This is a genomic window from Paenibacillus sp. FSL R7-277, from assembly GCF_000517965.1.
Lineage (GTDB): Bacteria > Bacillota > Bacilli > Paenibacillales > Paenibacillaceae > Paenibacillus_AQ > Paenibacillus_AQ silagei.
Genome location: NZ_ASPX01000008.1, coordinates 18,176 through 39,771 on the forward strand (window position 1 = coordinate 18,176; position 21,596 = coordinate 39,771).

Consider the following 21,596-nt stretch of genomic DNA (forward strand, 5'->3'; position numbering starts at 1 on the left):
AATCATACTACAGGCGCAGCCTCCAGAGACGGAGAGAACTTGCGGCCCACCAGCGGTGCCAGCTTCTCCAGATCCCGCAGCAGGCTGTCGAATTGCTCAGGGAACAGAGACTGAACGCCGTCTCCGGTCATGGAGTTATCGGGGTCGGTATGCATCTCGATGATCAGACCGTTGGCGCCTGCAGCAACCGAGGCCTTGGCCATAGGGGCTACCAGTTCGCGGCGTCCGGTGCCGTGGCTCGGGTCAGAGATTACAGGCAGATGGCTGAGGTTCTGCAACACAGGAATGGCCGACAGATCCAGCGTGTTACGCGTGTAAGTCTCGAAGGTACGGATGCCGCGCTCGCACAGCATGACATCCCGGTTGCCCCCCGCGAGAATGTATTCTGCCGCATTCAGCAGCTCATCATAGGTCGCACTGAACCCGCGCTTCAACAGCACAGGACGGCCGCAGGTCCCCAGCTTGCGCAGCAGGTCAAAGTTCTGCATGTTGCGTGTACCTACCTGCAGAATATCCGCATGCTCAGCACAAATATCCACGTATTCCGGCGTCATGACCTCAGTAATGGTCAGCAGGCCGTGACGTTTACCGGCTTCCGCCATCATTGTCAGCCCTTCCACGCCAACCCCTTGGAAGCTGTAAGGTCCGGTACGCGGCTTGAAGGCACCTCCGCGCAGTACCTGGCCGCCGGAAGCCTTGACCAGGCGGGCAATCTCATCGATCTGCTCCGGAGATTCCACGGCACACGGACCGCCCATAACGACCATATTCTCTCCGCCGATCTTCACTCCGCGGATATCGATAACCGTATCCTCCGGATGGAAGTCGCGGCTCGCCAGCTTATAGGATTTGGTAATCTTAACTACATTCTCCACGCCCTTCATCTGGCGCAGATGCTCGGCAAGCTTCGGAGTAACGCCCCCTACCAGTCCGATTACGGTATGGTCAGCCCCTACAGAGAGATGGACCTGCAAGCCTTCCTTCTCAATCACGGCAATAATCTCATTCACCTGTTCCTGAGGTGTTTGGTTGGATGTAATAACGATCATATTATAGCTCCCCTTTTGGACCCGTATTAGTGTTGTTGGATAGCCCGGCACACTACTAATTGTCTGATTTACTATTTCGCTACGACGCGTGTACGCTTTTAAGCACTAAAGTGATTTTATCGCATATTCCTCTTTCAGTCAACCACTATTCCCCCGTTCCGTGTGAATTCTATGTGGCAAAAACGAAGAAAGCAGCACAGCCCTCTCAGGCCGCACTGCCGGTTATCCGCTATGAGTTCATCGTTATAGTTATGCAGACCTGTCAGCTGGTGCTGGCCGTCTTATTCTTCACCGGCGGCAGAAGCTTCGCCATATTGACCGTACGCTTGATCTCCCAGGTCTCCGGCTTCGCTTCGTCATACTGCTCCAGATAATTAATGACTTCCTTGGTGATCGGCGTCGGCGTAGAAGCGCCGGAAGTCACACCTACCTTGGTGATTCCCTTCAGCCATTCTGTATTCATCTCGGATACATCCGAGATGCGATAGGCCGTAACTCCCGCGATCTCCTCTGATACCTGCGCCAAGCGGTTGGAGTTATTGCTGCGCGGATCACCGACCACAATAACCAGCTCGCACTGGCCCGCCTGCTCAGCGACAGCCTCCTGCCGCACTTGCGTAGCCATACAAATCTCATTATGAACTTCGGCACCAGGGAAGGTCTCCAGCAGCTTGCGCATAATATGCTTGATATCCCACTGGCTCATTGTGGTCTGGTTCGTAATGACAATCCGTGAGGAAGGGATAGAGAGGCCGGCAATGTCCTCTTCTTTCTCGATCAGATGGACATGCTCCGGCGCAATTCCCACCGCACCTTCCGGCTCCGGGTGGCCTTTCTTGCCAATATAGATAATCTCGCAGCCCTCATCAACCTTCTCCTTGATCAGGTCGTGCGTCTTCGTCACATCCGGGCAAGTAGCATCCACCGTAGTCAGGCCTTTGGCGCGTGCCACCTTACGTACTTCAGGCGATACGCCGTGGGCTGTGAAGATGACTGTTCCCTTATCTATTTTATCTAGAATATCCAGACGGTTATGCCCGTCCAGCGTAATAATTCCGTCATCCTCGAAGGAGTTCGTGACATGGCTGTTGTGCACAATCATGCCCAGTATATAAATCGGCCGGGGCAGATCCAGATTCTGCGCAGCCTGCCGTGCCATCACCATAGCATCGACGACGCCATAGCAATAACCCCGGGGAGAGATTTTGATGACTTCCATGAATTCACCGCTTTCTGCTGTCAATGACTGCTGTAATAGGAGCCACTCAATTATACCCTATTCCAGCGGCGGGGCAAAGAGAAGCGGCAGCCAGATCACAAAGGTCGTCCCTTCCCCCTGACGGGTGACCACCTCAACAGAGCCTCCGTGCTCCTCAATAATCCATTTGGCAATGGACAGTCCTAGCCCGATGCCTTCCGTAATTCCTCTGGATTCATCTGCGCGGTAGAAGCGGTCGAAGATATGCGGCACCTCATCTTTGTCCATCCCGATTCCCGTATCAGAAATGCGGATTCCCACCTGATTCTGATACAGCAAGGCATCCAGCGTTACCTCACCGGCCGGAGTGTATTTGAACGCATTGTCAATGAAAATAAACATCATCTGCTGCAGGTAATCCTTATTCCCCAGGATATACTTACCGTTCAGATGGCCCATCTCACCTACAGACCACTCCGCTTCACGCGTCAGGAAGGACGCCCGGCGGGCTACCTCAGTCATCATCGGCTCCAGCGCCACCGGCTCGATCTCGAAGGTCCGGCCGGTATCCGCCCGGGCCAGGGAGAGCATATCCGCTACCAGACGGCTCATGCGCGCAGCTTCATCAGCAATATCCTTCACCGATTCAATCGAGAGCTGGCGGATGTCCGCCTCGGACATCCGGCTGTCATCCGGCTTCATCTCCCAGACCTTTTGCAGCAGATCAATATTCCCGCGGATGGTTGTAAGCGGTGTCCGCAGCTCATGCGAAGCATCCGAGACGAAGCGGCGCTGCGTGGCATAGGCCTCCTCCAGCCCCGTATAGAAGCTCTCCATCCGCCCGAGCATACTGTTCACCGTCTCAATCAGCCGCCCGATCTCATCCTGCGGACCGTCATATACGATCCGCGAGCTAAGGTCAGTTCCCGTCTGTATTCCATTCGCAGCTTCAATGACCTTGCCAATCGGACTCATCGCCTTGCGGGCCAGGAAGAGGCCGAAGGTGAAGGCTGCGAGCAGGGTAGCGAAGGAGCCGGCCAGCAGAATATTCTTCAGCCGGTTCAGCAGCGTGACCTGTTCCCCCGTATAGACGGCGACCTGAAGGACAGCAGGCGCAGGCAGACTGTTGTTGAGCGTTACATCAACCGCCCGCTGATAGATCAGGAAGGGGTTACCGCCATAGCTGGCCTGCAGGAATCCCTCCTGGTTATGCAGGTCCTCCTTGGCGGGAACCTGGAATTTCAGTTTAATTTCGGTCATATTTGGGCTTAGAATCAGCCGGTCCAGATCATAGATGTACATTTGGGCGAACAGGCTCTGACCCGCTGGTCCCCCAAGCACAGGCTGCAGGTTTCCGTCCGGGCTCAGGCCCGCCTTCAGCTCTACCTGATGCGATTGATTCTGGAGCCGGTTTTTCAAATCTCCGTACGTATTAATATAGACGAACGCATAGATCACGCCGGACAAAACCAGCAGCATAACAGCCAGAATTCCCGAATACCAGGCAGTAAGCCGCAAACGTATGGACATATTAGTCACCTCTTAGGATGTAACCGGCTCCCCGGATCGTCTGAATCAGTCGTTTGCCGCCATGCTCCTCCGTCTTCTGACGCAGCATTGCAATATATACCTCCAGGACATTCGATTCCCCGCTGTAATCGTAGCCCCAGATCTTATCCATAATGAGATCGCGGGAGAGCACCCGCTTCGGATTCTGCATGAACAGATGCAGCAGCTCGAATTCCTTCGCCGTCAGCTCCAGGCGCCGCCCGGCGCGGGTCACTTCCCGGGAATCCACATCCAGCGTAATATCCTCATAGGTGACCGCCTGATCCGGGCTTCCGCCCTGCTCGCTTTTGCGCCGGAGCAGTGCCCGGACCCGTGCCAGCAGCTCCTCCAGCGCAAACGGCTTCACCAGATAGTCATCCGCGCCGAGGTCCAGCCCCTTCACCCTGTGCTCGATTTCATCCTTGGCCGTCAGCATCAGCACAGGAACGCTGCTCCCGCCCTCCCGCAGACGGCGGCATACCTCGAACCCGTCCACCTGGGGCATCATAACATCCAGAATGACCACATCGGGGTCACTGTTCAGAACGGCACGCAGCCCGTCAGCCCCGTTGGACGCCGTCTTGACATCATAGCCCTCAAAGGCCAGCCCGCGGCGGAGCATAGAGGTTATTTTCTCATCATCATCAATTATCAGTATATTCGGTCGCATCCGGCAGCCCCCATTGTCTCATTCATATATCTCTATTGTATCAGATGCACCAGTCTCTCCGCATCCGTACACGAACAGCACAGAGCGGAAGGGTTGCCCCTTCCGCTCTAACGCCCACCGCATGATGTGCTTATTGCTTCTGAGTCTGCGTGGTCTCGAAATCATTCTTGTTGCCGATCGTTACCGGCAGATCCAGCTTTTTGCCGTCACGGACCACATTCAGAGTCGCCTTATCGCCTACCTTAAGCGTCTGGATGTAAGTGATCAGATCCTGGCTGGTAGCATAGCTCTTTCCGTCAATTCCTGTAATGATATCGTAAGGACGCAGATCCGCTGTATAAGCAGGAGATTTAAAGACAATTTCAGCTACTACAGAGCCTTCTTTAATCGTTGTCCCCATTTGCTTGGCAACTTCATCGGTAATCGTCATCAGAGTAGCCCCAATGAACGGCACCGGTTCCTTAGGAATTTCCTGATTGGCTTCAAGCTTATCTACCACGCCTTTAATGGTATTTACCGGAATCGCAAAACCGATCCCTTGGGCATCTCTGCTTACTGCAACGTTCATACCGATGACCTGGCCATTCATGTTGAGCAGCGGTCCGCCGGAGTTCCCCGGGTTGATCGAGGCGTCGGTTTGCAGCAGATTTTTGTAGGTTTTTGTACCACTACCGTCTTCTTCGGCAATATCAATACTGCGGCCTCTGGCACTGAGCACCCCGGTTGTCACTGTATGGTCGAAGCCCTGCGGGTTACCGATCGCCACAACCTCAGAGCCTACCTTGATGCTGTCGGAATCGCCAAGCGCCACAGACGGGAAGTCCGAGCCTTCAATCTTCAGTACGGCGAGATCGAGATCCTTGCTGGAGCCCAGCAGCTTCGCTTCATAAGTCTTGGAGGTGCCGTCTACGGTAACCTGAATGACATCGGCACCATCTACCACGTGCTGGTTGGTCAGTATATAACCGTTCGAATCATAGATGAAGCCTGTACCAATACCGTAAGGTGTAAGCTGCGGAGAAGAATTATTCGAGCCCTGCTGGGATTCCGAATTATTCGAGCCGGAACCTCCTCCGCCGAATTGATCCCCGAAGAAGAACTGTGAGAACGGATCACTCATATTCGGGCTGCTGCTTCTATTCCGCGAGTTATTTGATTTCACCAGTGTCTCAATTTTGACGACTGCCGGCCCTACCCCTTCAACTACGCCGGATACATCTCCTGACCCGGTAACCAGCGCCGCTGCGGAAGTGGAAGGTGTAATGTTGGCATTGCCGCTAGCCGTCTTCCCTGCCGGATTCGTTGCAACCGTGGTTGCCTCCTGGCCTCCGGTGAACCAGTTCCCCCGGTCTGCCATGAACATGGAGCCTGATAAAACCACCATTCCGGCGAGAAAAGATACCAGTACCGCCTTCACCGGCTTCTTCGGCTTACGGTTGTACTGCCAGCCGTTGCCCCCCTCAGGAGGATTGCCGCCGCGTCCGCCGTTCCCGTCATTGCCGGTAGTGCGAAGCGATGTGTTATACGGTAAGGACTTCACCGGCTGTGGCGGTGTAACCTCTACCCGCTCGGGATCGCGGCGGTTATAATGCTGCGGGTCATTGCCGTTCATCTCATCATTGTTCAACGATTTGAAAGGTCCATAAGAATAGTAGTAGGAGCCGCCTTCTGCGGATGAATTAGTGCTGTTATCAGTATCATTATGATTATTGTCCCATTCACGATCCGGTCCCGGTTCATGATCACGATTGTAGTTGTTCTCACGATTGAAGTTGTTTTTGTTATCGTCCATGTTTACTTTCCTCCCGCGCCTTGCCGTGTCAGGCAAAGTGTTATTTGTTTTGATGTCCTTATTTTGTACTGTAAACCTTAAGGTCACATTAAAAACAATTTAAGCGGAGATAAAAGATACCAAGACGATGATGGATCGTTGATTAATCAAACAGATCTTCTACACTACGGATAGGCTTCACCTCCATAGGTTCTTTGAATGCTGCCATATGAAAGTAGGCGGCCAGCCAGAGGATTGCGCATATAAGAATATAAGCCATCCGTTTATTCCCTCCCTAAAATGGATTGGCCCAGCAGCCGGTTCACCCGCTCTGCACTGCAGAACATGAAGATCAGTAACGTAAGTACAGCAAAGGGGAATACAGCAATGCTGGTGCGCACGGATAAAAGTCCGAATAACGGCGGAATTAACGTTGTCCCCGTATAGGCTACCGCCATCTGATACCCGATTAAGCGGGCTGCATTCTCCTTGCCGAACCGGGCCGGCGTCTCATGCAGGAGACCCGGATATATCGGTGCGAGGCCAAGACCGATCAATATCAGGCCTGCAAGCGAGAGGGCCGGATGGAGCGGGATTACAAGAATAGCTCCGCCTATAATGGTCACCAATTGACCGTAACGGATAAGCAGGCGGTTATGGACTTTTAATGTGATGAAGCCGGTAATCAGCCTGCCAACTGTAATGCCCGCATAGTATACGGAGATCCAGGCCGCTGCCGTATCTGGCGCAACTCCCCTTGCGCCCACCAGATAACTGGCGCCCCACAGTCCGACCATTGCTTCTATCCCGCAGTACAACAAGAACGTCAACAGAGTAGGCTTAACGCCCTGCAAGCGGATGGTGTTCGCCTGCGGCTTAAGGTTTACAGCTGCTTCATCTGGAAGATTGCCGCTAAGCGCTGCGGGAAGCTGAGGCTCGCGCGTGGCAGCAACCTTTTTCCATAGCGGAAGTGTCACTAACAGAAGCATTGCGAATCCGAACTGAATGATGGCCACAACCGCATACCCCCCTCTCCAGGACTGGGCGTGTACGAGATTGACTGCCATAATCATGGGTCCCAGGGTCGCGCCTACGCCCCAGAAGCAGTGCAGCCAGCTCATATGATGAGCCTTGTAATGTTCAGCCACATAATGATTCAGTGCCGCGTCCACTGCACCTGCCCCAAGACCTAGCGGAACGGCCATTACAATGAACCACAATACGGATGGAGACACGGAGAATCCGAACAATGAGGCGGCGGTTAAGAGGCAACTGACAAAGGTAATTCGTCCTGTCCCCAGGCGCTTCACGATTGTGTTGCTGAACAGACTCGACACGATGGTCCCTCCGGCAATAATCATCGAGATGATTCCCGCCGATCCCAGCGATGAACCCATCTCTGGCCAGATCACAGGCCACGCAGAGCCAAGTAAAGAATCGGGAAGTCCCAGACTAATAAAAGCCAGATAAATAATAATCAAAAAATACGTAGACAAAGATTCTCCTCCTAAAACCACTTAATAAATAAACTTTATAAAGTATATATACTAAGTATGTTCTCTCTCTTATTTTTTGTCAAGGAGCGGATTGAATGATTCCAAAAACAACAAAAAAACCCCTGTAGTTAACAAGGGTTCTTAGTACGTTAGGTCTAAACGGGCTGCGGCTCTAACTCCTTCAGGGTCAGCCTGCGCAGACCGTGCTCGAAATCTTCCTGAAAGGTATGCTGTAAGATGACTTCCGGATAAACAGGCATGGGGTGCTGAAGCTGATAGGCTGTCCAGGCCGATGTCCAGACGGCATCCTCCACTCTGTCCTGATAGATGACAATTCTATCCGGGGCCAGCACAGCATTCACCGTCTGTAAGATCCTGCAGGTTGCAGCTATGAATGTGTCCCGGGGGATCTCCAGGCTCCATTCAGGCATATCGGGAAGGAACTTTACCTCTCCTGACATCCCCTGATTTCCTTTTAGGAGGCTGCCGTGCAGGTATATCCCCATACCCGGCGGGTAACCGTTCGGAAAGTAGAGACCCAGTAAATATTGCTCTTCGCCTTCGCTATGCTTCATGCAATATCCGCTGATCGCGGCATTCACATCATTCTCCACCAGGATAGGCAGACCAAACCGGGACTCAATCTCTTCAATTAACCGGGTGCCCGTCAGCTCCCGGAGACTGCTAACCTTAATTTCACCGTTTACCGCCTGTCCCGGAATACCTATGCCAATGACCTTGATGGAAGGATACCGGTTCAGGGCATGTTCAATAATTGTATAGCAAAAATCTCTTTCGAAAACCGGGATGATATGCTCATCCTTCATCAGAATATCGTCCTTCAAATTGATAACTGTGGCGGAGATCAATACTTTTCCCGCTTTTTCTGTCACGTACATCACCAACGCGAGACTGAAATCGTAATTAAAGCGATAGGTCTGTGCGGGTCTGCCCCCGTTGGAAGGCACCACCAAGTCTTCAAACAACTCCCCTAACTCGGACAGCTCCTTAACTAATGAGTTCACAGTTACTACGCTTAGCTTGGTCAGTGCAGCTAGCTGGGGTTTTGTAGCCGTCTCCATACGTTTCATCACCTGACGTACATTATTCAGGTTAATTTCCTTCATCAGATTGGCGTTTGCTATTCGGATAGCCTCCTTATCGGTTCACTATATAAATTGAACTAATGTTTTTATGTTTTGGAATTAGCCGTGACTCCAGAGAAGTTTTGGACTTCCGGCCGCTGTTGTCTACAGATTTCATGATTTTATACCTTTTTTAACGGTTGAAATCCGTAGACAAAGGCGGTCGCTACCGCTCCTCCAGTTCCAAAATTCCCCTCCGCCACTTTTCCTTTAACTTAAATTTTTAGTTCAATCTATATAGATCATTAGATTTAGTCAAAAAACCCGAAGCTGCTACCCCTGCGCCCAGCCCTTGCGGTGGGCGTAGATCGCCAGCTGGGTGCGGTCATCCAGCTCGCATTTCATCAGCAGGTTGCTGACATGGGTCTTCACGGTCTTGATGCTGATATGCAGCTCCTCGCCGATATCCTTATTCGTCTTGCCCTCGGCGATCAGCAGCAGCACTTCCTTCTCCCGCTCGGTCAAGCCGGAGGTGTCGCCCTGGACCGTGCGCTGGCGGATGCCGCGGGTCAGTGCCTGCGACACATCGCCGGTCATCACCGGCATGCCGCGATAGGCGCCTTGCAGCGCGTAGATCAGCTCTTCTGCCGAGACGGTCTTCAGCACATAGCTGACAGCCCCGGCTTCAATCGCATCGACCACCAGATCGTCCTCCAGGAAGCTGGTAAGGATGACGATCTTGAGCCCGGGGAATTCGGCCAGGACCGCGCGGGTGGTCTCAGCCCCGTTCATCACCGGCATCATCAGATCCATCAGCACCAGATCCGGCAGCGACTCCTGTCCCAGCTCGCGCAGCATCGCCAGCGCTTCATGACCGTTGGCTGCTTCTCCGATCACTTCAAACATCGGGTCCAGCATCAGATAGGTTTTGAGGCCCATTCTTACCATATCGTGATCATCTACAAGCAGTACTTTTACGAGACTCATTCTGTACTCCCCCTAACATTGTGTAAAGCATGATTCAGCCCCGGCTTCATCACCGCCGAGCCCATCAAGCCTCTTCAGAATCGGCCTCAATCCCGTCAGCAGCGGTCTCCGCGCGGCCTTGGACAAACTTTGGAATATGTACGCGGATCGTCGTTCCCGCTCCCCTGCGGCTGATAATCTCCACCTGACCGCCGAGCTTCTCGGCACGCTCACGCATAGTCGTGAGCCCGTAGGAGCCTTGCTTGTGCTGCACATGCTCGAAGCCCTGCCCGTCATCGCTGATACTCAGCACCACTTGGCGCGGCACCTCCCGCAGGGACAGACTAACCACCCTTGCGCCAGCATGCTTCACGATATTCGCCATCGACTCCTGAATAATCAGGAACAGCTGATGCTCGATCGCTTCGGACAGCTCACCCTGAAGCTCGAGCTCCTTCACCCCTTTGAGCCCGTTCTGGCGGCAGTAATCCGGGAACCACTTCTCCAGTGCCTCGAACAGATTGCGCCCCTCCAGCTCCACCGGACGCAGCTGTGCGATCAGCGCCCTCATCTGCTTCTGCGCCATCTGGGACATGCTTATCAGCTGATCCATCACCGTCTGCCCGTGCTCAGCGCTGCGTTCAAGCACTTTAGGCAGCGAGGAGGCGGACATGTGAATAGCGAACAGCTGCTGGCTCACCGTATCATGCAGATCCCGGGCCATACGCCTGCGCTCTTCCAGTACCGCACTCTCCGCTGCCTTTTCCTTCTCAATAACTTCCTGTTCTCCGAGCTGCTGAAGCCGCTTCATCTTCTTCTCGACCGTATCCATCATGATGTTGAACTCATGGTAGACACGTGCGAAAGACTGGTCCTCGCTCTCCGGCATCCTCACCGACATATTGCCCTTAGCAACCTGCAGCATATTCAGATCCAGATGATCGATCCGCCGCTGAATCCGCTGACCGGCGATGTAGCCGATGATAACTGTGAACAGTACAATGCCCAGACACAGGTAGATCCACATCCGGGTATCCACCACCTGAATATAGCCCAGGCATGTCCCCGCATACATCAGTCCCGCTGTCACCCCGCCGCTAAGCAGGAAATACACCAGCAGCATCCACTTGGTATTACTGAAGATCCCCATTTAACCCACCGTTTTAACTTTAACGTCACCGATGAAGCAGCTAACGTTGATACGGACCTTTTTGCCCGATTCCTTGTAATACGGCGTCTTGCACTGCACATTGCTCATGAACCCGCTGCGCGACTGCTCAAGCACCTGCATATCACCGATGAACGAGCTGCCGGTCACAGCCACACCCAGATCCATATCGTCCGGAATGTATACCTTAATGTCGCCGACAAAAGCAGAGATATTAATCTTGGTCTCGCCGTAAGGAATCTGCGCATTGGTCAGATCCAGCACCGTATCCCCGATGAACTGCGAAATGTTGGTCCGCTTCAGTTGAAAATGCTCCTTGCCCATATGCACATCGCCGATAAAAGCTGAACGGTTCGTCGCATCCTTATCATTCCCGGAATCCTGGAACTCCTCATGCCATTCGCCATGACGGCGGGCATGCCGTTCCTGACGCTCCTGGCGTCTGCGCTCCTGACGCTCCTGCTTCTCCTGCCAGCGGGTATCTGCCGAGGCATGCAGCGGGTTACCGTCTACGTCTTCCTCATTCTTATGCAGATAATCATTCCAGTTCCGGTCCACGCTGCCTGCCGGCTTGCCGAATTTCTGCTCGAACTGCTGATCGAGCGTAGATTCGAGCGGAGCGGGCGGCGCTGTATCCAGCGGACTCTTACCGGGTCCAGGCGGGTAGTAGCCGGACGGTGAAGGCGGTGCCGGAGGTATTGGCGGAGTACCCGGCCGCGGTCTGAAGATGACGGATAATCCGCCGCCGATCAGCATGACCGGAATCAGCATTTTGAAGAAGTCGCTTGCCGAATAGTAGAACCAGTCTAAATTCCGTCCCAGGAAAAATACACCGATCGCCAGATATATAAATCCGCCGAGTGTTGCAGAGAATCTTGAACGCTCCTCATCCGGGGCCAAAAACCGTTGTACGCCCATCACGATCAGAATAACCGGCCAATAGGTGGAGATCAGTGAACCCAGACTGAAATCCGTATAGCCCATCTGCCGGAGCAGAAACATTCCTCCAAGACCGATGAGGAGCAGGCCTCCGAGTACCTGGCTGGTGAACCTTCGTTTCATAATGTCATCCTCCTTGTCGTAAATACAACTCTTCCTTAGTAAACACTTATAGCCTTAGTCTACAGGAAGAATGCGGCGGAGAACAGCGGCGTAAGAAGGAACCGCATCTCAGTCTCCAGACCGAGATAGCTGGAATAATAAGTTAAATTATAAACGCATAAAAAAGCTGCCCTCCAGCCCGTAATCCGGACATGGCAGGACAGCTTGTTGCTTCAGGAGCTTACCGGGAACCCAGCATTACTGCTGCGGTTTCTGAGCCGGTTTGGTCATAGAAGAGCTGCTTTGCTTAGTTGCACCGTCATTTTCAACAGCGAACTCTGCATTGTATTTTTCATTTGGTGTTTTGAAGTTTTCTTGTACCTTTGGTTTCTTGGAATTAGCCACGAGAATCACCTCCCTATTGTATCGGAAGAAGCAAGTATTTGCCCCAGTCGATATTATGGGAAGCAGCCCGCTGTATTATGCATGCTCACGTGAAAATAAATTCAAACTCCCGGATTGTCCAGCGAAAGCATCCGTTAAATAGCTTCTTCCAGCAAATATTGCGGAACTGCATTATAAGTCTGTATGGCATGGCCAAGGCTCTTCAGCATACTTTCCGTGCATTTGCCGTCGCCGCGTTTGATCACTTGAACCACAACCGACTTCTTGCCCCATTCCTTGTAGACCTGCTTGGTGGTGCTGAAGTAGAGATCGATCTTGCGCCCTTTGATTGCCGATCCGGTATCGGCCACAATTCCATATCCATAACCCGGTATATATAAAATACTTCCCAGCGGCAGCACCTTCGGGTCCGCTGCAATCGTGGATACCGCATTCTTGTCCCGCCGTACCTTCACTCCTGAATACGTAATCCCGTACTCCGGATGCTTAGCGGTCTTGCCGGTGGATTCGTATCCGGCTGTATAGCCGGTCGCCATTACTTTCAGCGAGGTGATAATCTGCTCTGGAGCCGGAGCGGCTACCGGTACCGAGCCGGGTGCTTTGACAGCATTCTTAGGCTTAGCTGCCTGTACCTCTGGCTTAGCAGCTTTGTCTGCAGCATCCGGCTGTACGGCTCTTGAAGAGCCTCCAAGACGGGATGCTGAGCCTGCCTGCTGACGATCAACGGGTGACTGCTTCTGTATGCTGCTTCCATGCTGCGCTGCAGTGTCCTCCATCCCTCTCGCCTGGGCTGACTTGCGCGCGTAATCCGGGAAGATCCCGGCAGCGGTCAGCATAAGGACGATCGTGACGAAAAGACACCAAAACCTCTGGTATAAGCCCATTTTGTTCATTAGTTAAACCCTCCCCATAGTACGAGGGTTTCCCGATTCACAAAACTTTATACATGACACCGCGCCATAGCGGTCTCACGAGGCTTATAACAGAGGTTCAGTAATCAGACTGAATTAAATTACACGTCCGGCAATTTCCTGTGCAAGTGAATCAATCGCTTCCTGCAGAGGTTGGGCACCGATATCCCCTTCACCGCGTTTACGGATCGCTACACTGCCCACATTCATCTCGTTCTCGCCGACCACGAACATGTACGGCAGCTTCTCAAGCTGAGCTTCACGGATCTTGTAGCCCATCTTCTCATTGCGTAAATCCACTTCCGCACGGATGCCGCTGCGCAGCAGCTTCGCTTCCACTTCCTTCGCATATTCGTCGAAGGCTGACGATACAGGAATAATCTTCACCTGCTGTGGAGACAGCCAGAGCGGCAGTGAACCGGCAAAGTTCTCCAGCAGGAAGGCTACGAACCGTTCCATCGTTCCCAGAATCCCGCGGTGCAGGACAACCGGACGGTGCTTCTGGCCGTCGTCGCCGACATATTCCAGCTCAAAGCGTTCCGGCAGCAGGAAGTCAATCTGTACGGTCGAGAGTGTCTCTTCTTTACCGAGTACAGTCTTAATCTGCACATCTAGCTTCGGACCATAGAAGGCTGCTTCGCCTTCGGCTTCGTAGAACGGCAGGCCGGCTTCTTCGACTACCTCACGCAGCATACGCTGTGCAGTCTCCCACATCTCGTCGTTGGCATAATATTTCTCAGTATCCTTAGGATCACGATAGGACAGGCGGAACCGGTAATCTTCAATCCCGAAGTCGCTGTATACCTGCTTAATCAATTCCAGCACGCGGATGAACTCGCCCTTGATCTGATCCAGACGGCAGAAGATATGTGAGTCATTCAGCGTCATGGAACGCACACGGTGCAGACCTGTCAAGGCTCCTGACATTTCATAACGGTGCTGAATTCCAAGCTCGGCAATACGGATCGGCAGATCGCGGTAGCTGTGCATCGAGCTCTTGTAGATCATCATATGGTGCGGGCAGTTCATCGGGCGCAGCACGAACTCTTCATTATCGATAGTCATCTTAGGGAACATATCTTCCTGATAGTGCTCCCAGTGCCCGGAAGTCTTGTACAGCTCTACGTTCCCCAGTACAGGAGTGTAGACATGCTGGTATCCGAGGCTTGCTTCCAGATCGACAATATAACGCTCCAGAATACTGCGCAGCTTCGCGCCCTTAGGCAGCCAGATCGGCAGGCCTTGTCCAACTAACTGGTTGAAGGTGAAAATCTCCAGCTCCTTGCCCAGCTTCCGGTGGTCGCGCTTCTTCGCTTCCTCCAGCAGGCGCAGATGCTCATCCAGCTGTGCCTTTTTGATCCAGGCTGTGCCGTAGACACGCTGCAGCATCTTATTCTTGCTGTCCCCGCGCCAGTAAGCCCCGGCCACATTCATCAGCTTGAATACCTTGATCTTGGCCGTAGACGGCAAATGCGGGCCACGGCAGAGGTCGAAGAATTCGCCCTGCTCATAGATCGTGATGACACTGTCTTCCGGCAGAGCTTCAATCAGCTCCAGCTTGTAAGGATCACCCAGCTCGCCGAAGCGCTCCAGTGCTTCCCCCCGGCTGACCTCATGCCGGACAATCGGCAGATTCTCCGAGACGATGCGGTCCATTTCCTTCTCAATCTTCAGCAGATCCTCGGGATTGAGCGGATGCTCCAGGTCCATATCATAATAGAAGCCGTCTTCGATCACAGGACCGACTCCAAGCTTCACTTCCTTGGTGCCGAACAGGCGTCTTACCGCCTGCGCCATCAAGTGGGCTGTACTGTGGCGCATCACTTCAAGACCTTCCGGCGAATCAAGAGTTACGATCTCTACCAGATCGCCTTCCTGCAGCGGTGTTGACAGGTCTACGACAATCCCGTTGAGCTTGCCTGCTGCGGCGTTCTTGCGCAGTCCGCTGCTGATAGAGGCGGCTACATCATCAATGCTGCTGCCGTCTGCGTATTCCCGGACCGATCCGTCCGGAAGCTTAATATTTACTGACATGATTACTTCCTCCTAAGGTTTGTTGGGCTATACTTCCTTGAACTCTTCACACAAAAAACACCCGTCCCGCAAAGGGACGAGTGATTGCACCCGTGATTCCACCCAAATTCGATCTATCCTTGCAGCAGCTGCTTATGCTTCACTGCAGAATATAATCCTTCGTTAGCATGGGGATAACGGCCATGAACCGGCGGTTCTTACTATCCGTTAAGGTTCCGGAGTACGGAAGCCGTCAGGAGTTCATAACCGCAGCTACAAAGGGGTAAACCGACAGCCGGTACCGGAGGAAGTTGCAGCCTGAGGCTTCCTCTCTCTGAAACGGTCCAAAGCAAGTGGTTCATATCTTCGTCAACGCTGATAACATGAATTAAGGCAATTATAAATCTCAGCTTATCTTCCGTCAAGCGCAAAACGGCCGCTTGTCCTCAGGCCAGAAGGGCCGCCGCCCCGGGCAGATTATTCTTCTTCCCGGCGTTTTTTAACCGGCAAGCGGCCTGCACGCTTCAAAGACTCACGCAGCAAATATTCGATATGTCCGTTTACGCTGCGAAACTCTTCTCCCGCCCAGCGTTCCAGCGCTTCGTGCAGCTCGGGATCGATCCGCAGCGGAAAGCTTTTTTTGGCCGCCATAATATTACCGCCTTTAGTACAACGAGCCGGCATTGATTACCGGGCTCGCGCCGCGCTCAGACACAATCGCGACCATCAGATTATTGATCATTGCTGCCTTGCGCTCTTCATCCAGTTCAACTACACCGCTCTCCTTAAGCTGACGGATCGCCATATCGACCATACTGACAGCCCCCTCCACAATGATCTGGCGGGCGGACAGAATGGCCGAAGCCTGCTGGCGCTGCAGCATCGTGCTGGCAATCTCGGTAGAGTAAGCCAAGTGGGTCAGCCTGGCTTCAATGACCTCTACACCTGAAAGGGACAAGCGTTCCTGCAGCTCTACGGCAAGCTCTTTGGCAATTTCATCGGCATTGGCCCGCAGGGACATGCCGGTCTCATTGAAGTTATCGTAAGGGTACTTACTCGCCACATGACGCAGTGCTGTCTCACTCTGAATTTCCACAAATGCCATATATTTATCTACATCGAACAGCGCTTTGGCGGAATTAATGACCTTGAACACAATCACCGCAGCAATCTCAATCGGATTACCTTCCACATCATTGACCTTCAGCTTCACGCTGTTGAAGTTGCGGACCCGGAGAGATACCGTCTTACGGATGCTGAACGGAATGACCGCGAACAGTCCGCTTGCTGCAATAGTGCCCACATATTGGCCGAAAAAAGTCACTACCACCGACTTGTTAGGCTGAACCACGGATATACTGGTGCTCAAAATGAACGCCGCTACGAACAGGATAACAGGCAATGCCACATATTCCTGAACCGCACCATAAATCCCGCCGCCGATACAAATGGCAATCAGAGCAATGACCCAAAAACCGCTGACCGGATGCAAAATTTTCTCTTTCATAAAGCCGCCTCCATTAGATATGTATTTGATATGATTATGATATCATTTTTGGATACAATTGTAAATCAAAAAAAGGCCCGCGCTATTTCAGCACGGGCCTTCCTCTAATTGATTATCATTTCATGATCACATGATGATGAAACTTTAAATTATGAAGCTTTGTTCTCCAGCATACGGAAGATAATGACCGCAGCCTGGGCACGGTTAGCCATACTCTTCGGTGCGAACTGCTTGGCATCCACTCCGTTGACGATACCAATCTGAGTCAGCTGTGCCACTGCCTGCTGGGCGTAAGGAGCAATCTTGGCCTTATCCGTGAATTTGTTCAACGTTGCAGCGTCTACCGGCTGCAGCTGACTCTTAAGGGCATTCGCGATCATAATCGCCATTTCCTCACGGGTAATCTCACGGCCCGGCTCGAACTTACCGTTGCCTGAGCCTTTGACCAGACCTGCATTCACAGCCGCAGCAATCGTATCGGAGTACCAGACTCCCTGCTTCACATCGCTGAATTTCGCAGGTGAAGCCGAATTGCTCAAATCAAGTGAACGAACCAGCATGGTTACGAATTCTGCGCGGGTTACACTTTTCATTGGTGCAAAGTTTGTGCCATCCATTCCTTTGATAATGCCTTTGGCTGCCAATGCATTAATGGCATCTGCGGCCCAGGCTACCTTGCCCAGATCCTTGAAGGCTACAACAGGAGTTGCTGTAGGTGCCGGTGTAGCCACAGGAGCTGGTGTAGCAGAAGCTGCCGGCGTAGCCGATGGCGCAGCTGTCGGCTTAGGCGTTGCTGTTACAACCGGTCCAGGGTTATATCCAGTACCAGGATTAGAGCTAGGACTTGGAGTAGCTGTTCCAGGGTCTTTCTCCACATTAGTGATCCGGCCTTCAATGGCAGCAGTGATCGCACCGCCGTTGAATGTTTTGACGATATATTCATAGAATACATTCAGGTCAATCGGTCCGGCCAGCGAGGCGCTCGCCTCAGTCAATACCTTGTAATTATCGCCGCCCGCAGCCATGAAATTATTGACTACAGCCGTGTAGCTCTTCGACATTTCAATAGGTGTTCCGTCTGTCTTGGTCAGGTTAGCCACACGCTCTGCAACCGGCAGATACATGTTGGCTGTATATTTCAGACCTGAGATTTGCAGGGTCTTCGTGTCTGCGGTGCCGTCAGCCTTAACCGCCCATTGCTGCTGCAGCAGAGTCTTGATCTGCTGGCCAGTCAGCGTCAGCTTCACAAGTGTGTTGCCGAATGGCTGAATCTTCGCCAGATCTCCGAACGCTACATTACCTTTCGGAAGATCCGCACGGATACCGCCCGGGTTCATGAAGGCGAAATCAGCAGGAACCGTAGAACCGTCTTCGAAATCAGCGCTGCGCATTGCATCTGCAATCAGATTACCCAATGCTGATTCCTTAGTGTAGGCATCGGTACGGGTTATTGTACCGTCAGTAGTTCCTACGGGCTGAGTCAGCTCAGGGTGAAGATTCAGATAGTAGTCTACCAATGCCTTAGTTTCGGCATCCGGTGCGATTTTACTCTGAACTGTGTTCGTTACAGTAGCTGTTTTACTCTTCACTGTACCTGTAGCTCCGTCAATCACCAGCTTGATGTCTTCAAAAGCCGTTCCGTAAGAGTAAGCCTGAACGATCAGCTTACCGTTCACCGTATCATTGGCATAGCCATGATTGTCTCCGGCTACGATCACATCAACCGGGGAATTGGCAGGAAGCGCATTAGCCAGATCTACAGCTTCACCGGTGGATACATTCTTTTTGGTAACCGGATCAACCTTGGTTGTTGCCGGATCATGGGCAAGCACCACGATCGTCTTGACGCCTTGAGCATTCAGCTCGGCCGCATATTTCTCAATCGCCGCGACCTCTTCCTCGGCACTCAGGAATTTCACACCAGCTGTACCGGCTGGCGATACTTTGCTTGGCGTTGCTTTGGTCACAACTCCGATGAAGCCGATTTTCACGCCGCCAACTTCTTTTACAACATAAGGGGTGATAATAGGTTTGCCGGTGGTGCTGTCTACTGCGTTGGCATTGATATAATCGAAATCTGCGCCATTATGGTCGACCTTCTCGTTCTTAGGGTCCTTGCCGCCATAGATTTGAGCCTTCATCGCCTCAACACCTTGGTCAAACTCATGGTTCCCCAGGGTGCCGACGTCGAACTTCATGAGGTTCATCCATTCCATCGTAGGCTTGTCCCGTTCCAGCGAAGATACCGGAGCGGATGCGCCCACAGAGTCGCCGTTGTGGAACAGCAGCGAATGCTCATATTTGGCACGGGCTTCCTTCAAATAAGCAGCAAGTGTAGCCGCTGTGCCTACAGCTTCACCATTCACCACCGAGGTAGTGTCCAGTTGGCCGTGGAAGTCATTAATGCCCAGCAGATGGACTTCAACATCTCCCGTTGGGGTTGGAGGAGCTTTTTTCAAGTTAAGGTTGTAGATCTCAAAGCCTCTTACATCTGTAGTACCTGTAGCCGTAATGTTGGCAGGAGCGACCGCTGCTGCTCTAGGTGAAGACGGGAACGTTACAGTGACATTCCCTTCGATAGGAGCAATCGACCAGTTGTTGTCTGCGGTAGGATCAACGGTCCCCGCTTCCTTGATGTAATCCATCAGCACCTGGCGGTTCTCCATTTGGGAATCAATAATCATTTTCGCTTCTTTGACACCTGGGAAGTTACCCCCGCCGCTTGCACGGTAGTTGTTGGTAACGACCACGAAGTCCTGATCCATGACCAGTGGCTTATCGCCATAGGTGATGGAGGTTACCCGGCTGGAGGATTTATCGTTGATGCTTCCATCAGGCTTGTACTTGGCATTGCGGGTGACATCAAGCGTATATTGGATGCCGTCAATCACATCGAAATTGTACACAGCAAATGCTGAATTTAACAGAGATTGCGGTGTAGAGATGGACGGCTTGATGCGGTTGAACGCTCCTGCACTCATCTCTACCCATTCTTTGACGGTCGAACCTTTCACTACAATCGCCTTAAGCGTATTGTCATACAGATACAGATCGCTTGCACTGGCTATTGTAAGGTCGCCCTTCTTGATATCTGTATACTCTTCAGGGCCGTTGCGTCCAGCCTTGAACGGTGCACCAACGCTCAGGATCGGCAAGTTTCTGTAGCCGGCCAGATTCTCGTTCGTATGAATTAAGTTAGATACATACTGCTGCTGGGCATAGGTTACGAGCTGGACTGTCGGATCATCCTGTACCATAGCAAAATAGCTGTTCATCGGCGCAGAAGTTACACCAAGCGGCTGATTCACGTAATCAATCGTAGCTTGATGTGCCGCTCCGGCAAGATCATCGATAGCGGTGTCAACGGCAGCGCCAGCAATAGAGCGCGTAGAAGCCTTGGAAGCTGCTTTGTCTACTGCCCATTTGCCGCTGCTGTTCTGGGCGATTTTCAGATCGATAAGGCCCAGGTAACCTCCGCCATAGCCCGCTTGTACTGCCGGAGTGCCATTAATATGGCCGTTGAGGTTGTCTACCTTGGCTACATCATTATTGTAAGGGAGCTTGGTGGATGGATCTTTGAAGGAAGCATCCAGCTTGCTGTCATCCCCGTTCGTCGGGAATACCTTGTGGGTATGCGAGAAGGTAATGGCATCGATGCCAGGTACCTTGCTCAGCAGGTTAATAACATTCTCTGCTCCAGTTCCTTCTGCAGCAGCAGCGTCGAACCCGGAATGAGTCATGGCGACGATAACGTCCGCACCAGCCGTCTTCATTTCAGGAACAAACTTCTTCGCCGTTTCCACAATATCTTTGGCAATAACGTTTTTCTCCAGGTTTACCTTGTCCCACTCCATGATTTGCGGAGTAACCAGACCCAGGAGGCCGACTCTAATGGTAACGGTGTTGCCGTTGCTGTCCTTTACCTCTTTATCGATGATTTTATAAGGTTCAAATGTATTATTATTATCGGACACATTATAAATATTTGCATTCACATAAGGGAACTTCGCTCCCGTAGACTCCTTATAAGTTGCGCTGCTTACATTGCCTTTAACTGTCCGGTCCAGATAATCCAAACCATAATTGAACTCATGATTGCCGAAGGTTGCTGCATCATAACCCATGAGGTTCATAGCTGCGATGATCGGATGAATCTGGTCTTCGCTAGTCCTGAAATCAGACACTTGGGCCATATACGTTCCCAGCGGTGTTCCTTGAATTAAATCGCCATTATCCAGCAAAAGGTTGTATTTCCCCTCTGCGTCATTGCGTGCAGCCTTTACTAAGGTTGAAGTACGGTCCAGACCTACAGTCGCGGAGGCGGCACCCTTGAAATAGTCCCATCCATATACGTTCGTATGAACATCAGTCGTGCTCATCAAGCGTAAATTAATGGTTCCCGGATTAATCACCGGAGAAGCCTCCGCCTTTCCTGCCGCCAGCACAGGAACATTGAATACTCCGCCCAGCATCTGTGCTGCCAGAACTGTGGTAGCCAATAAAGAAGCTATCGGCTTGTTCCATCTTCTCTCTCCCATAAATCTAACTTCCTCCCTGTGATTGCTATATTATTCTACCACTGTCCGAAAAATTGTATCATAGCCTTCCCTATGAATCTATCAAATTCCATTAACTCTTATGAATTGTTGTGTAAAATCTCACATTATTTCAGCGTTTTTTGTAAAATATAACGATAGAAAACCACAATCCGGTGAACAAAACCGCAAAAAAAGCCAATTCAAGAAGATTCCAATGGGCAGAACCGTTC

The 21,596-nt window shown here is 52.1% G+C and carries 16 protein-coding genes; all 16 read right to left on the reverse strand.

Features of this window, described 5'->3' with window-relative positions; genetic code table 11:
- Window positions 1-2: 2 nt before the first annotated feature.
- The 16 genes from aroF to C173_RS03150 all read right to left on the reverse strand — a co-directional run bounded on the left by aroF (window position 3) and on the right by C173_RS03150 (window position 21,366).
- Window positions 3-1,049 carry a 3-deoxy-7-phosphoheptulonate synthase gene (gene aroF / locus C173_RS03080; protein WP_036722366.1) on the reverse strand — a complete coding sequence of 349 codons (1,047 nt, stop codon included), beginning with the start codon at window positions 1,047-1,049 and terminating at the stop codon, window positions 3-5.
- A gap of 262 nt (window positions 1,050-1,311) precedes the next feature.
- Window positions 1,312-2,268 (reverse strand): 4-hydroxy-3-methylbut-2-enyl diphosphate reductase, encoded by a 957-nt coding sequence (locus C173_RS03085; RefSeq protein WP_036722368.1) that lies wholly within the window; start codon window positions 2,266-2,268, stop codon window positions 1,312-1,314.
- Between the two features lie 57 nt (window positions 2,269-2,325).
- Window positions 2,326-3,777 carry a sensor histidine kinase gene (locus tag C173_RS03090; protein WP_036722375.1) on the reverse strand — a complete coding sequence of 484 codons (1,452 nt, stop codon included), beginning with the start codon at window positions 3,775-3,777 and terminating at the stop codon, window positions 2,326-2,328.
- A 1-nt stretch (window position 3,778) separates the two neighbouring features.
- Window positions 3,779-4,465, reverse strand: a complete 687-nt coding sequence (locus tag C173_RS03095) for a response regulator transcription factor (RefSeq protein ID WP_036722376.1) — start codon at window positions 4,463-4,465, stop codon at window positions 3,779-3,781.
- A 130-nt stretch (window positions 4,466-4,595) separates the two neighbouring features.
- Entirely contained in the window at window positions 4,596-6,257 is a 1,662-nt protein-coding gene (locus tag C173_RS03100) for a S1C family serine protease (RefSeq protein ID WP_036722377.1), read from the reverse strand.
- Between the two features lie 263 nt (window positions 6,258-6,520).
- Window positions 6,521-7,732: an MFS transporter gene (locus tag C173_RS03105; protein ID WP_036722378.1), complete on the reverse strand. Its 1,212-nt coding sequence runs from the start codon at window positions 7,730-7,732 to the stop codon at window positions 6,521-6,523.
- Window positions 7,733-7,887: 155 nt separating this feature from the next.
- On the reverse strand, window positions 7,888-8,883 hold the full coding sequence (locus tag C173_RS03110; RefSeq protein ID WP_081750981.1) for an ROK family protein: 996 nt from the start codon (window positions 8,881-8,883) through the stop codon (window positions 7,888-7,890).
- Window positions 8,884-9,150: 267 nt separating this feature from the next.
- The gene (locus tag C173_RS03115) at window positions 9,151-9,804 is read right to left on the reverse strand and encodes a response regulator (protein ID WP_036722382.1); all 654 of its coding nucleotides are present in this window, start codon (window positions 9,802-9,804) and stop codon (window positions 9,151-9,153) included.
- 64 nt (window positions 9,805-9,868) lie between these two features.
- On the reverse strand, window positions 9,869-10,933 hold the full coding sequence (locus tag C173_RS03120) for a sensor histidine kinase (protein WP_051477783.1): 1,065 nt from the start codon (window positions 10,931-10,933) through the stop codon (window positions 9,869-9,871).
- A complete protein-coding gene (liaF, locus tag C173_RS03125; protein WP_036722384.1) occupies window positions 10,934-12,013 on the reverse strand; it encodes a cell wall-active antibiotics response protein LiaF in 1,080 nt (359 codons plus the stop codon).
- Between the two features lie 237 nt (window positions 12,014-12,250).
- Window positions 12,251-12,397, reverse strand: coding sequence for a hypothetical protein (locus C173_RS34590; protein ID WP_200869501.1), 147 nt, complete (start codon window positions 12,395-12,397; stop codon window positions 12,251-12,253).
- Window positions 12,398-12,531: 134 nt separating this feature from the next.
- A complete protein-coding gene (locus C173_RS03130; RefSeq protein ID WP_442792613.1) occupies window positions 12,532-13,233 on the reverse strand; it encodes a 3D domain-containing protein in 702 nt (233 codons plus the stop codon).
- 171 nt (window positions 13,234-13,404) lie between these two features.
- Complete coding sequence (thrS, locus tag C173_RS03135; protein WP_036722386.1) at window positions 13,405-15,342, reverse strand: threonine--tRNA ligase; 1,938 nt, start codon at window positions 15,340-15,342, stop codon at window positions 13,405-13,407.
- A gap of 456 nt (window positions 15,343-15,798) precedes the next feature.
- Complete coding sequence (locus C173_RS33480; RefSeq protein WP_036722388.1) at window positions 15,799-15,972, reverse strand: toxin-antitoxin system HicB family antitoxin; 174 nt, start codon at window positions 15,970-15,972, stop codon at window positions 15,799-15,801.
- A 13-nt stretch (window positions 15,973-15,985) separates the two neighbouring features.
- Window positions 15,986-16,828 (reverse strand): SPFH domain-containing protein, encoded by an 843-nt coding sequence (locus C173_RS03145; RefSeq protein ID WP_036722389.1) that lies wholly within the window; start codon window positions 16,826-16,828, stop codon window positions 15,986-15,988.
- 149 nt (window positions 16,829-16,977) lie between these two features.
- Complete coding sequence (locus tag C173_RS03150; protein WP_036722391.1) at window positions 16,978-21,366, reverse strand: bifunctional 2',3'-cyclic-nucleotide 2'-phosphodiesterase/3'-nucleotidase; 4,389 nt, start codon at window positions 21,364-21,366, stop codon at window positions 16,978-16,980.
- Window positions 21,367-21,596 lie beyond the last annotated feature (230 nt).